At 34.0% G+C, this 14566-nt stretch carries 9 protein-coding genes; 6 read left to right on the top strand and 3 right to left on the bottom strand.

From position 1 onward, the window contains the following. On the bottom strand, positions 1–710 hold a 710-nt coding region (locus Q0W26_RS09200; protein WP_298524271.1), incomplete at its 3' end, for a pyruvate formate lyase family protein. Positions 711–970: 260 nt separating this feature from the next. On the opposite strand from Q0W26_RS09200, the gene Q0W26_RS09195 reads away from it, so the two are divergent. Further along, positions 971–2401 carry an oligosaccharide flippase family protein gene (locus Q0W26_RS09195; RefSeq protein WP_298524268.1) on the top strand — a complete coding sequence of 477 codons (1431 nt, stop codon included), beginning with the start codon at positions 971–973 and terminating at the stop codon, positions 2399–2401. Positions 2402–2405: 4 nt separating this feature from the next. Continuing rightward, positions 2406–3137, top strand: coding sequence for a 4Fe-4S cluster-binding domain-containing protein (locus Q0W26_RS09190; protein WP_298524266.1), 732 nt, complete (start codon positions 2406–2408; stop codon positions 3135–3137). 371 nt (positions 3138–3508) lie between these two features. On the opposite strand, the gene Q0W26_RS09185 is transcribed toward Q0W26_RS09190, so the two are convergent. After that, positions 3509–4513, bottom strand: a complete 1005-nt coding sequence (locus Q0W26_RS09185; RefSeq protein ID WP_298524263.1) for an acyltransferase — start codon at positions 4511–4513, stop codon at positions 3509–3511. Between the two features lie 208 nt (positions 4514–4721). Here Q0W26_RS09185 and Q0W26_RS09180 point away from each other — a divergent pair, with 208 nt between their 5' ends. Next, a complete protein-coding gene (locus Q0W26_RS09180; protein WP_298524260.1) occupies positions 4722–5720 on the top strand; it encodes an acyltransferase in 999 nt (332 codons plus the stop codon). A 115-nt stretch (positions 5721–5835) separates the two neighbouring features. Here Q0W26_RS09180 and Q0W26_RS09175 read toward each other — a convergent pair whose 3' ends face one another. Then, positions 5836–8925, bottom strand: a complete 3090-nt coding sequence (locus Q0W26_RS09175) for a C1 family peptidase (RefSeq protein ID WP_298524257.1) — start codon at positions 8923–8925, stop codon at positions 5836–5838. 341 nt (positions 8926–9266) lie between these two features. Here Q0W26_RS09175 and Q0W26_RS09170 point away from each other — a divergent pair, with 341 nt between their 5' ends. The 3 genes from Q0W26_RS09170 to Q0W26_RS09160 all read left to right on the top strand — a co-directional run bounded on the left by Q0W26_RS09170 (position 9267) and on the right by Q0W26_RS09160 (position 14360). Continuing rightward, positions 9267–12773, top strand: a complete 3507-nt coding sequence (locus Q0W26_RS09170) for a DEAD/DEAH box helicase (protein WP_298524254.1) — start codon at positions 9267–9269, stop codon at positions 12771–12773. 139 nt (positions 12774–12912) lie between these two features. Then, a complete protein-coding gene (locus Q0W26_RS09165) occupies positions 12913–13644 on the top strand; it encodes a TIGR04255 family protein (RefSeq protein ID WP_298524251.1) in 732 nt (243 codons plus the stop codon). A 128-nt stretch (positions 13645–13772) separates the two neighbouring features. Beyond that, positions 13773–14360 (top strand): hypothetical protein, encoded by a 588-nt coding sequence (locus Q0W26_RS09160; RefSeq protein WP_298524248.1) that lies wholly within the window; start codon positions 13773–13775, stop codon positions 14358–14360. Positions 14361–14566 lie beyond the last annotated feature (206 nt).

Raw genomic sequence — 14566 nt, 5'->3', positions numbered from 1 at the left:
TTATAATAATAATAACTATGTAATTTTATTAAAAAATCTTTGATTAAATCATAAGCTTCACTTTCACTTATATCATCTTTTTCATATATGTCATTTAAAATTAAATCAAGCCTACCCAATCCATTTAATTCATGATTAGTTTGCCATAATATCTGATTATAAAATAAAATTCTCTGCAAAGCTTCTTTAAATGATTCAACTTCTTTAAATTTAATGTTTTCAAGATAATTTATATATTCAGACTTATCTTTCCGATTGGATAATTTTAATTCTTCAATTTCACGATCAATCAATAATTCAAATGCATCTAATGTGTCTATCTCATTTAATGCAAATTCATTTTGGTGTTTAAATCCTAATTTCAAATCTTCAATTGAAGCATATAAAATTTTACTATAATCAACACTAATATTGCCAATTAACCTATTCTCATAATTTAAACATTTCCAGGGATCCAGTGAAAATATAAATCCATTTTTAGGGATAATTATATTAATTTTTTTAAATAAATCTTTAATTTGTTTTCCTTTTGTTTGTTTTGCAGAAGGAGTGTAAAAATAATCTAATCTATTAAAAATATTTGTAGAAGAATATTCTTCAATACCATCTAATTTTTTTGATAAGTTTTTAAAAATTAATACTTTTTTTGCATACTCAAAAATACCCATTTTTAAAAGTATTGATTTAAAATTAATTGAATCAATAATCATAAACACACCAACTTTATGTTACTCTATATTACATTGTTTTTATAATTATCTATTACATATTATTTGTCGTTAATAAATCCCAATTTAATTTTTATTTTTATACATTATAATAGGAAAATTAAAAAATAAAAACCATATTCAATTCTTTAAAAATAATTAAAACTTGATAAATTATTTAAATTAAAAACATACAAATATAATTCTTATATATAGATTAATAGTTATAAAATTAAAAACATTAATTATTATTAGATGATTTTATGAGTCAAGTGCGCACAATATTTAAAAATATGAGTTGGTTACTCATTTCACAAATAATAGCTAGCATTTGTGGTTTTGTTTGGACAATTGTAATTGCACAATATCTAGGAGTAAATGATTATGGAATTTTAGGTTTTGCAATTTCATTTACAGGAATTTTAACCGTATTAAATGATTTAGGTGTCGGAACACATATTATTAGACATATTGCAACTGATTATGATTCCGCAAGCCATTATTTAGGAAATGCAATTCCATTAAAATCATTATTTTCTGCATTTAACTTCGGATTATCATTAATTATATTAATAATAATGAAATGTAATCCCCTTACAATCCAAATAACATTACTTTTTACTATTGAAGCTATTCTTAAATCTTTCTTTGGATTATTCGCTAGCACATTCCAAGCATTTGAAGAAGGAAAATATCAAGCAATAGGTAATACAGTAATGAATTTGTTATTATTAATATTCGTATTTATTGTGATATTCACAGACACCGGCATATTTGGAATAACATTTGCATATCTACTTTCAAACTTTATTGCACTAACTTACATATTTTATGCTCTACAAAAACACATTACAAAAATCAACATACAATTTGACAGAGAATTCTGTAAAAAAATAACAATTGCATCAATACCTTTTGCTATAAGTGGATTGTTGCATACACTTTATTATTCTATTGACATAATAATGCTTACTCCATTAGTTGGAGATTATGCAACAGGAATATATAATGCAACTTATAGACTCATATCCGTTTTGACATTATTCTATGGAGTATATGGTGCAGTAATATTTCCTGTTATGAGCAGAATGTTTAAAAATTCTAAGGAGTTATTAAATATTAGTTTTGAAAAATCTGTGAAATATTTAATGCTTATAATAATTCCAATAGCAGTCGCTACACAGTTTTATTCATTAGACATCATTTTATTATTCTTTGGTAAGGACTATGCTGCCTCTTCAACTCCATTGTCTATTTTAGTGTGGACAATTTGTTTAATATTTTTTAACGGATCTGTTGCAACCGTTTTAAATGCTTCATTTAAAGAAATAGCTGTTGCCAAACTAAATTTCATTGCCGTAATATTTAATGTAGTATTAAACTTATATATGATTCCAAAATTCAGTTATAATGGAGCCGCGATAACTACTGTATTGACTGACTTATTATTATTATTCTTATATCTTTACGTTATGAAACAAATTAATTTATCTCCAAACAAAAAATTCTATTTAAATATAGTAAAGATAATAATCGGATCATTAATCTTAGGAATTGCACTATACTTCCTAAATCTAAACATGTGGCTTGCACTTCCAATCGGAATCATAATTTATTTTGCAGTGATTTACGTTTTAAGAGTGTTTGATGAAGATGATAAATATATCATGAAAGAGATTATAGGTAGAAATTGAATAAATGGACAATAAAATGACTGTGCGAATTACAAACATCCAACATTTTTCACTCCATGACGGACAAGGAATTAGAACAACCGTATTTCTAAAAGGATGCAATTTAAAATGTCCCTGGTGCGCTAATCCAGAATGCATCTCATCAAAAATTCAAGGCAAATTCGGATATGATATTCATTTAGATAAGTTAGAGCATGAAATCATTAAGGATAAACCTTTCTATAAAACTGGAGGAGGAGTAACTTTTTCTGGAGGAGAACCACTTCTCCAAATTAAAAATTTAGAGCCACTTTTAAAGTCCCTAAAAAATGAAAACATCCACATCTGCTTTGAAACTGCCCTATTTGTTCCAGAAAAATATCTAAAGATAGCTGAAAAATATGCTGATGAATTTATTGTTGACATTAAAATGATTGATTCTAAAAACTGTGAGAAAGTGATTGGTGGTAAGATAAGACAATACCTAACTAATTTAGAAACTCTTGATATGGAGAAAACCACTTTTAGAATCCCAATAACCAAATTTAGTCTTAAAGATACTGAACTAATTTTAAATTTATTAAAATATTTTAAACCTAAACATCTAGAAATATTTGAACTTCATAATCTAGCAAAAAGCAAGTATGACATTTTAAATAAAAAGCAATATTATGAAAAAATAGATGACAATCAGATTAATGAATTTTATGATAACTTAAAAAAGATTGTTCCAACTGCAGAAATTATTGAAATCTAGTTACTACATCTTTCTTACAAACCAAACAAATTAAGAGTTACTTGATTTACAAATAAACACTTCAAAAGTTCTGAAAGTGAAAAGAACCCTAATCGCCAAAGAATATCCAAAAACTTGGCATAAATGTGAATAAGCCTATTATCCCTGAATGATAAAAAAAATTTAGAACTATTCAAAAGTATCAGGAATTAGCTGATTCAGAGGACAAGACCATATTTGGTGGAAGATTAAGAATGTATCAATACTTTGACATGTGGCAAGTTATCGGTGAAGCTTTAAAACTTGTAAAATCAATGAAATAATAAAATTTAAGTTTCATTATTAGAAAATTATTTATTCATAACAAATTTTTGCCCCCCCCCAATATTACTTCACGCACAATAGTTTCCAATGCCCGAAATTTTACTTAAAACCCCTACAATCAGCCATGACATGACAAAGACAAAAACACTCATCAGAATAATGGTCAAACAAATTTCAACACCATTTCTAGGCAAACTGAAGAAAAATGGACTTATATAAAACATCAGCAAGGAATTAATCAAATACATTCCATAGCTTAGATTGCTGATTGATACGACAGCCTTTCTAAATCTTGTAAAATTCAAATGCTTAAACAGAACAAATAATGATCCTGCCTGTAATATTACAAAAATACTCACATCAACCCATGAATCCAAAACCAGAGATTGTGTTGCCTCATAATCAAGAGCAAAGCTTTTTGGCATTATTGCACCGGTTGAAAGCATTTTCATATATGTGGATATTAAAAAAACGGCCCCCATCAATATCATTAGCTTTCTTGAATCCATTTTAAAGTCTTTAATTGATAAATAATAACCCAAAACCAAAAATCCAATTGGAGCTGCAAAGAAATTTAAATTGAAATAATTATCAAAATTATAAAACAATATAAATTGATAAAAAACAGAAGCAAAAAGAAAAACAACAATAAAATATTCAATTTCTTTTATTGAAGCATGCTGAATGAATTTGTTTATAATTGGAACTGATAAATAAACTCCAAAAATCATCCAAAAATACCAATATTGAGAAAAAATATTGAATGAAAAACCTTTATCTGTAAATAGAGACAGAACGAATGAAATAATCAAATAGAATATAAATGGATAAGCAATTCTTGTCAGTTTATGCTTTAAAAAATAACCAAGTTCGATGTCACGGTTCAACAATAGAGCGCCACTTAACATTAGAAATATGGGAACAGCATATCTCACGATTTCTGAAAACATGTAAATGTAAATCCCATTTACCTGTTCTCCATGATGCCATAGCTGAAAGACGTGTATTGCAATAATTCCGAATATTGCAAGAACTCTTAGATTATCATAATATTCAATTCTATTTTTAATCATATCACCAGAATATGTGAGTAATATTATTTTTGAAAAGCATTGTTTATAATTTTAATTAATGGATTTATTGATTCTTGTCATAGCCACATAATATTCAGAAAGAGAAAAAGGTTAAGTCGAACTTTAAGACAAAAAATGGCACGACCTGATAATTAAAATTATTCCTGTTAATATATCTTTTAATATAAGCAATATCAAATAGTTAATTATGAAAACCAAAAAGGAAAGAATATTCTACTACGATTTTTTAAGGGCTTTCGCAATAATTGCAGTAATAATCTGTCATGTCGATTTCTTTTTCGGCCCTTTAAACACTCCATTTGAAATCATAGCCCAAAAGGCTTTCCACGACATCGGAAGAATCGGCGTTCCAATCTTTTTAATGATAAGCGGAGCACTTCTTTTAAACAGAGATTATCCCAGCTTAGGAGATTTTCTAAAAAGAAGGTTTGCAAGAATCATCTATCCCTTCATATTCTGGATTATCATAATACTTGCACAGCTGCATTTTCTTAACTACAACTCAACGTTTCTGTGGAACACGTTCATCGGAAACCCTTCAATCACATGGTATTTCTGGACCCTTATTGGAATCTATCTCTTCATTCCCGTTATAAACGCATTCATAGAAAAGTACGGGCTTAAGGGATGTGAGTATTTCCTTGCAATCTGGTTTGTTACAATCATCCTAAAGACTTTCAATTCTTATCCGATATTTCCAACTTTCACCCTGGATTACTTTGCATACTACATCGGATATCCTATTTTAGGATATTACTTGAACAATAAGGAATTCAACCTGTCCGATAAAAAGATCTGCATCTTAGGATTCATCATTCTTATAGCAGCATTATCTTCATTTGTCTATTTCGACTACAACAGAATCAATTTAATCTCTGAAATCTATCTAAACGTTCCGATGGTATTCATGGGATCTGGAATGTTTATATTCATCAAATACCTTGACAAGATTACCTCTTTCAAACACGTCAAGGACAACCTCATCGGAAAGGCAATCGTTTCTCTAAGCCTTTGCAGCTACGGAATGTACTTTTCCCATACAAGTGTATTGAAATTCTTAACTCAATACAATCCAAAATCCACATTGCTGTTTCCTGTGATGTTTGCGCTTACGATTTTCCTATCATGGCTTTTGCCATACATTATGTCCAAAATCCCATACCTCCGCAAAGTTTCGGGAGCATAATTCAAACGTATGTTTCTATTAAAAACATCCATTTCATGGGAAGTTCAAGAGGAATTGCCACACAAATTCCAAATTTAGCGAAAATAATTAAAAAAAAGAGTAGATGAAAATGAATTCATCTAGTAACTTTAACTGTTGATTTTATTGTGTCTTTCAGGTAAGTCACCTTAAATGTGTAGGTTTTACCTTTTTTAAGCTTTTTGATAACATTCTTCTTGATGGTTACCTTAGCTATTCCTTTGGAGTTGGTTGTAGCCTTATAGGTTTTGCCGTTGAACTTGAATGTTATTTTTTTACCTTTGACGAGTTTTCCGTTGATTTTAAGTTTGGCCTGCAGTTTAAAGGATTTTGCAGTCTTTTTGACTGTGATCTTGCTGGTTGTTAAGACCTGTTTTACAGTGACCTTGTTGGAGTATGTTTTGCCATCATAACTGGTTTTTATGGTGTATTTTCCAGGAACATCAGTTATTTTGATTTTGGCAATTCCCTTATCGTCAGTTGGCACTTCTGTGGTTTTGCCGTTGATTGTGAATTTAACGACATCACCAACAACTGCGTGACCGTCGGCGGTTGCAACATTGACGCTGAAGAAAGACCCGCCGGCATAGTCAACTGAAATGTCCTTGTTGTTTGTGATTTTTGCATCTTCACTGCGAACATAAGCTTTTAAGATGGCTGCAGTGTACTCTTCAGTTAAGTCTGTCCATTTTACGCCGTCATAACTTGCGAATGAAACGTTCGGTTGTGTATCGAACCTGACACTTCCCACTGCATTTGCACTGTTTTTGAATACGACTTCAAATACGTCACCTTTATTGATTTTGATGTATTTGTCCATTTTTATGCATTCATATCCCATGAAGTCGCTTGTACTGCTTTGGTGATGTACGGCTTTGCCGTTTACCAATATGGAAAACTCATATTCTGCATTTTCACATCCGAAGTATGTTCCAACGGCCTCAATAAGAGTGTCATGCTCGCTTGCAAAGCTGTTTTTGTAATATGTGTAATTTGTATCATCTTCATAACAGGTTTCGTGCTGGTATATCGCGTCATAATCAATATTTTCTATGATAAAGGCCATTGCAGGATCTTCGGTCATAAAAGACTTATCATAGTATGAGATATAGAAGAATCCGTTTTCTCCCCAATCAGTTCCCCAGCTGTTTTTGACAATCCATGCACCATTGCCCTCAGGTGTCATGGCAAAGTTTTCTTTAGGATAGTTGTCATCCCAGCCCACAAGGCTTATCGCATGATTGTGGCCTGTGCCGTTATAGTAATATGCATTGGTTGAACTGTTGAAAAACATAGGATCGAAGGTATGGTAATAGTTTACCTCCATTGAACCGTATTTGAGAATTGCCCATTTGTGTCTGTCATTGTCTGTTGAATTATTTCTTGGAGAGACCAGGACAATGTTTAGAATGTGGACGTCATTAGGGGTGGCAATCAGCGGGGAAATTTTTCCAAGCTGGTCAAAGGCTTCGAATTGGTCAGGGAAAGCTCCCATCCAGCTGATATAGTAACCCATAGCCAATTTTGCGTTTCCACCTTCAGATGAGTTTTTGAAACCGTATTTGGAATATCTTAACATGGAATTCTGCAGATTGTTTTCTGAAAAGTCGGAAGTGATGTTGGCATATCTAATCAGAGTGGATTCCAATGCTCCTGTTGTACCGAATGCCCAGCAGCCGCCCATGTTTCCCTGGTTTTTAACTGATGAAACCCATCCCCAATCACGCAGATCAAATCTTGCAGGCAGGTTTTCAACAGTAATTGTGTTGTTGATAAGGACAAGGGTGCTTTGAGTATTCTCGCCATTATAATCATAATTTGTGTTGTTCATTGACACAACGTCATCTGTGAAATTGTTTGCGCTTTGTATCAATACAGTAAAAACCCCATAGATGCTTGAGCAGTTTATTCCAGGATTATTGAAATAGCTGTTTGTTATATTCAAATTACAGTCATATGATCCAATTGATGAACCGTTGCCGGTATTGTTTTTAAAAATGCATGAATCTATAGTGATGAATGTACTGTCAAAATAGCAGGCACCTCCATATGTAGGATAGCCGTCATATACTGCGATTCCATTTGAAGTAAAGTTTGAATTGGAAATTGCGGCACAGGTCCATGAAGTGTAGATTGCTCCGCCATTAAAATATGCTCCATTTGAATCGAAAAGTGAACCGTCAACGTTCAGATTCCCTCCCAGCTGGAGGTAGCCTCCTCCAAACTCGGATATGCAATTGATGAATCTTGAATTGATTATTGTAATGTTTCCATTACCCTCTCCATCACTTCCAGCAACGTCGGCATATATCGCTCCACCATTTCTACCTGCGAAATCATTGATGAAACTGCAGTTTTCTATTGTTATCTCATCATCGATTGATTTGATTCCTAATGCCCCTGCAGTCATTGCGGCGGTCATGTTGGTGAAAATGCAATTTCTGATTTTTCCCCTGCTGCTCTCAGCATATACTGCAGAGGAATAATTGGAGTAAATGTTTGCAAAGGTTGTGTTTTCAATGGACATCAGACAGTTTCTAAGGTAAATCAAACCCCATGAGAGATTATCGTCACTTATGAAAGTTCCATTGTTCAATGTCACTGAAGTGGATCCGGTTGTACTGGCAATTGCCGCACCTATACCCTGATTATTGATGAACTTATCGTTAACGCTTGTATAATTTCCTTCAACTGAAACAGCACCGCCCATTTTATTTGCGGAATTGTTTTCAAAAGTCATGTTGTTTGTTGTAATGGAACTGTCCGAATATATAAAAATGGCACCTCCCTGATCGGCATTTCCATTTATTAGTCTAAGGTTGTTTATTGTTATGTTGACTCCAGTGAGGGTCATTAGCCTTGTCTGGCCGTTGCCGTCCAATGTGTGTCCGTTACCGTTAATGACAAAATTGTTCTTGTTAACTATGATTCCCCGTACTGGAGTATCCGTTTCATTGTTGAATTTGTAGTCTCGAGTTATATCCATAATGTCAGTTGCATTTGTGATTTCACGATTTAAATCAGTGAATGAACCTTCATCAGTCGTATTAATGTCTTTTTGCGTAGATTCTAAGATTTTCTGATCGCCATCGTAAATTGCATCCTCAGAAAGGTCATCTGCTGCACAAACGGCCCCAATTGACAAGATTAATATAAGCATGACAATCGCTATTTTAAAAACATTCATAATACCACTAAATGAATTTTATGTAAAACATCATTATATAAATCAATTCATTTGATTTTTTTAATTTAAGTCTTGAAAATTTATATGCCTTTTTCAAATATTATTTTTTAAAGTGAAATTTCTTCAACAAAAGCTGAAAATTCAAAATATTTAAATTTGCAAAGGAAAACAATTTTTTCCAAGACAATTTTACATCCCTAAAGCAATATTGAATTAAACTTCATAAATTGCCCTAACATTGAAATATTAACCTCACAATATGAAATTGTTCCCAAACAAAACACAAATCTTATATTTGATTAAAACAAAATCATAAAACAATCAAAATCGGATTTGAAACTATGGCTAGAAAAGAAATCACTAAAACATGGTGGGGAGAAAAATGGCTGGATGCCCTCAAGGGAGTCTATCTCACCAACAGGATTGAGCGGGGAAAAACCTATGCCAACACCGGAAGAGTCCAGAGCATTCAAATCAACGGCAATGTGGCTTCAACTAAGGTTAAGGGAAATTACCGAAGCTTTTATGACGTTGAAGTTGAGTTCAGGCAGTTCAGCGAAAGCGAAAAGGACATCATCATAAGAACAATCCATGAAAATCCCACAATCATGTCTGCCCTTCTAAACCGCAAGCTTCCAAAGGAGCTTCATGACGAGCTCAAATATGCCGGCGTCAATGTCTTTCCCACATCACACAGGGACATCCATACATCATGCAACTGTCCCGATTACGCTTCAGTCTGCAAGCACATCGCAGGACTTGTCTATGTGATTGCCCGTGAGATTGACAGGGACCCCTTTCTGATTTTCAGACTTCAGGGACTTGACCTTATTGACACACTTAACCTTGAAGACAAAAAGACAGACATAAGAGACATTGATGAGCTTTTCAAAGGAGAAGATGTCATTGCTGATGGCGAAGCGGACTTTTCCAAAATTCCCAATCTCCACTCTCAAATCCTTAATCTTTTGGATGAAAATCCTGTCTTTTACTCCACTGACTTCAAGTCAATTCTGGACTACACCTACAGAACACGGAAAAGATTTCTTAAAAGAAGCTGCCTCAACTATACGCGCCAGGGAAATGAAGAGGATTACAGTCCATACATCACTCTTGGTTATGAGCCGGGAGTATTCGGCGGCCCTGAAGAGGATTACGATGACTGGCTTGAAAGCGTTTTTCTCACACGCTGGCAGATGCCTAACCGCTGGGAGCGATTCAATCTAAACATCACAGAAAACTACGAAGTCTCTAAAATATTTCCCTCTGAAAGCAGCGCTGAGGAGACTCTCTTCGCTTTTTTCACAGAAATTTCTGAAAGCAACATCAGCAAATTCAACAGGGACATCCAGTTCCTGAATCTCATCTATCAGTTCAGCCTGGAGCTAATTAAAAAGCAGGCCATTATCCCTGAGATTTTCAAATCTGACAATCACTATCACGTCAGATGGATTCCTGCAGTCTTTGACAGGACAATATCCGACATCATCAATATCCTTACCGGAATGTGTCCTGATGATACAGTCACATTCAAAGGAGAAAAAATCTCCAAAAGGGACCAGATCATAGCCTCCGTCAGCATTTTTGTTAAAGGATTTCATGACGGATATCTAAGACTCGGCACTTCACAGCCCATGAAAAGGAACTACGAAAGAGAAGTCTTCAGACTATTCTTTTTCGAGCCTCAAAAATTCAAAAGTGACATTAACACCCCCGAAGCGATAAGCCAATGGCTTTCAAGGTTTCAAATCAACTCAAGGGATTATGATTTATACCTGCTTGTTGAAGAGGACGGGGAATCATTTAAGGTTGACATAAGGGTCAACGATGAGCTGGAAAATATCCATGAGGTCATAAGCACAACTGATGATAAGGCTTTAAAGACCAATCTTTTAAAGGATACCTATATCATCAATGAGATTTATCCAAGACTCAATCAGGCACTTAACTTTAATGAAAATCTCGAGCTAAATTTGAATGACTTCACAAATTTCTTTTTAGATACTCTGCCGCTTTTTGAAATAATGGGCCTTAAAATCATACTTCCGAAAAGCCTCAGGAAAGTCTTCAAGCCCAAGCTCAGGCTTGACGTCAACATCCAGAACGAGGATTCATATCTGACATTCAGGAATCTCACAGACTTTGACTGGAAGGTTGCTATTGGAAACACCCTCTGCTCACCTAAAGAGTTCAAAAGGCTGGCTGAAAAGTCCAAGGGACTTGTGAGGATTGCAAACGAGTTCGTCATGCTTGATGAGCGTGAAGTCAAGTCCCTCATAAAGCAGATTGACAACCTCCCAGAAAAGCTGAACCGCCATGAAGTCCTGAAGGCTGCCTTAAGCGGAGAGATTCTTGAAAGGGACATTGAAATCGAAGGTGAATTCGACAGCCTAATCAGAAACATTTCAAAAACAGATACTGTGAATGTTCCCTCCAATGTCAATGCCGAATTGAGGAACTATCAGATGAAAGGCTATGAATGGCTCATACAGAACATCAAAACAGGATTCGGAAGCATACTTGCAGATGACATGGGACTTGGAAAGACCCTGCAGGTTCTAACTGCAGTGCAGCACCTGAAAGATGAAGGCAATCTCGAAAAGGAAAAGGTGCTTGTGATTGCGCCGACAAGCCTTCTTACAAACTGGCAGGAGGAAATCAGAAGGTTCACGCCGGATTTGACATCATACATCTTCCACGGAACCAGCAGGAAATTTACAAAAACAAAGTATGACATCTATCTTACTTCCTATGGGGTTGTGAGAAGCGACATTAACAAGTTCAAAAGGCAGAAATGGTTCCTGGTGGTTGTCGATGAGGCTCAAAACATCAAAAATCCAAATACCCTGCAGACCAAGGCGGTAAAGTCAATAAAAGCCAGACATAAGATTGCAATGTCTGGAACTCCTGTTGAAAACAGGCTGTCCGAGTACTGGAGCATATTCGACTTTACAAACAAAGGATATCTCACAACACTTAAGAAGTTCAGGGAAAATTACATCGTCCCGATTGAAAAGGAAAACAATCAGAAGATACTTGAAAACTTCAGAAAGATTACAAAGCCGTTTATCCTGAGGCGGCTTAAAAGCGACAGGAACATCATCAAGGATTTGCCTGACAAAATCGTAAGTGACATCTACTGCGATTTGACAAAGGAGCAGGTTGCTCTTTACAAGGAGACCCTTGACTCTGCAATAAGAGAGGTTGAAGAGAATGCCGGAATCAAAAGGAAGGGACTGGTTTTAAAGATGATAAACTCCCTAAAGCAGATCTGTAACCATCCTGCACAGTTCACCAAATCAAGCCACATTAACGTTAACGAATCCGGCAAGATGGAGATACTGATGAACACTTTGGAAAACATCCTTGAGGCAGATGAGAAAGTCCTAATATTTACCCAATACGTGAAAACGGGTGAAATAATTCAGAAATTGGTTGAGGAGAAGTTTTCAGAAGAAGTGCTGTTTTTGCATGGATCTCTTACACGCTCCAAAAGGGATAAGATGATTAGAAAGTTTCAGGAAAACCACCAGAACAGGATTTTCATAATTTCCCTCAGGGCAGGAGGAACCGGACTTAACCTCACTGCTGCACAGAACGTCATCCACTATGACCTGTGGTGGAATCCAGCCGTCGAAAACCAGGCAACCGACAGGGCATACAGAATTGGTCAGAAGGAAAACGTGATGGTTTACCGATTCATCACCAAAGGAACATTCGAAGAGAAAATCAATGAAATGCTTCGCTCAAAAGAGGAGCTGGCCAAGCTGACCGTTGGAAACGGCGAGACATTCATCACAGAAATGAACACAGAGGAGCTTAAAGACCTGCTGGAATTGCGGAAATGATAATTCCACCCATACATAAAAATTGATTTAACCTTATTAAATTGATTTAATAACGAAAACAAAAAATTTATAAAGCCCAATTCAAATTTAGATAGATTTATATACATATTAAACTAAATAATACAACAAGGTGTTTTCAATGAAATATTCAAAGAATTTTTTAGAGGAAGTTATTCTACATATTAAATATCAACCACTTCCAGAGTCATGTGAAGATTTTGAAAATGCAACACAAAGTTTTCAAAACATAATCACTAAAGAATTTCCAGAGACAGGATATGAAAAAAAGAAAAATCTCTCATTTACAATAGATTCTACAGGAAAACCAATTAAAGCGGATTCTAAATATGCTACTTTGACATTTACTAATGAAGGAAAACAAATCAAATTCAATGAAGAAGAATTAATTTTAAGTTATTCTGGAAAAAAATACCGATCCTACGAAGAATTTAAAAAAGACATAAACTTAGTTCTTAAAGGATTAAAAGAATTCGAATTAGAAAAAATTAAATTCTTAGGATTGAGATACATCAATCAGATTAAACTCGATGACAATACTAGGGTAAACGAATATATTAACCCCAATCTCAATTTAATCAACATTGAATTTGACAATAAGGAATTCATCCAGTCAATTACAAGAGCCGAATTAAAAATTGATGACTATAATCTTGCATTCCAATATGGGCAATACAGCCCAAATTTTCCCGGAAGAGCGATAAACAAAGAATTCATCTTAGATTATGATTGTGTTTTAGACTTTACAGAAGAATTCAAATACATTCCAATTGACTTGGATGAAATGCATGAAATTATTATCAATAGATTTGAACATGACATTAAAGATAAATTAAGAGAAAAAATGAGATGATTTTATGGAAAAAGAAAACAAAAATGAAACAAAGAGAAGGTCATTTAAGGATTTTGAAATAGATTACACACATTATAGATTGAGCGGTTCAAGAATTGTTAAAACAATCAAAATAGAATGGTGAAACTATGAAATCAAACATTAACCATTATTATCGGAAAAATGATTCAAAAAGGATTCTTCAAGGAGACATCCTAAAAGATTTCAAAATCCACACCTACGATGATAAAGTAAAAATGATTACTATTCCTTACGGAGTTGTTCTATCACAGGATTGCGATTTAAACCAGGATTACAATTCTCAAAAAGAATATGAAAGGCTTAATTTGGAAAAAAATGATAAAAATAATCCTAATTTGAATAGCAAATTACTTCCATCAATATTAATTTGTCCTGCTTATGATGCAGAACAATTACGAAAAGGTGAACACCTCCAACATATCGACATTCCTATGAATGAAATTAGTAAAACTAGAAAAACACCTTGGAAGAATATTTTACAGAATCAAACTCCCAGATATCACTACTTAAAGGAATCAGAAGAGTTTGGAATACCAGATTTAGTGCTGGACTTCAAAAGATATTATTCCGTTTCAAGGGATTATCTCTACTCCATTTACACAAAACATTATTTCATATCCATTAACGAATTATATCGTGAAGACTTATCCGACAGGTTCTTCAACTACCAATCCCGAATAGGGCTTCCAAAATAAAGATTATCTACACCCATCCACTATCAGCCATCTTCAAGAATGTATGAAAATTATTAAATACAACATTTAATTTAATTATTTTCATGAACAGGAAAATTATAATTGCTCTTATTGCACTCGTGATAATAATAGGTGCAGGCATATATGCATTCACCAATACTGGTTCTAGCAATGGACAGGTAAGCATTGATGCCAGTGCACTGCAG

Origin of the sequence: uncultured Methanobrevibacter sp. (assembly GCF_947169325.1) — an archaeon.
Classification (GTDB): Archaea; Methanobacteriota; Methanobacteria; order Methanobacteriales; family Methanobacteriaceae; genus Methanocatella.
The sequence above is the reverse complement of the archived record's forward strand: the minus strand, read 5'-3'. Positions and strand labels throughout refer to the sequence as shown.

Bases quoted from the DNA above. Each gene is read 5' to 3' on its own strand.
- Q0W26_RS09165 (WP_298524251.1), top strand. From the start codon at position 12,913: ATGAAATATTCAAAGAATTTTTTAGAGGAAGTTATTCTACATATTAAA.
- Q0W26_RS09190 (WP_298524266.1), top strand. From the start codon at position 2,406: ATGGACAATAAAATGACTGTGCGAATTACAAACATCCAACATTTTTCA.
- Q0W26_RS09160 (WP_298524248.1), top strand. From the start codon at position 13,773: ATGAAATCAAACATTAACCATTATTATCGGAAAAATGATTCAAAAAGG.
- Q0W26_RS09175 (WP_298524257.1), bottom strand. From the start codon at position 8,925: ATGAATGTTTTTAAAATAGCGATTGTCATGCTTATATTAATCTTGTCA.
- Q0W26_RS09180 (WP_298524260.1), top strand. From the start codon at position 4,722: ATGAAAACCAAAAAGGAAAGAATATTCTACTACGATTTTTTAAGGGCT.
- Q0W26_RS09170 (WP_298524254.1), top strand. From the start codon at position 9,267: ATGGCTAGAAAAGAAATCACTAAAACATGGTGGGGAGAAAAATGGCTG.
- Q0W26_RS09185 (WP_298524263.1), bottom strand. From the start codon at position 4,513: ATGATTAAAAATAGAATTGAATATTATGATAATCTAAGAGTTCTTGCA.
- Q0W26_RS09195 (WP_298524268.1), top strand. From the start codon at position 971: ATGAGTCAAGTGCGCACAATATTTAAAAATATGAGTTGGTTACTCATT.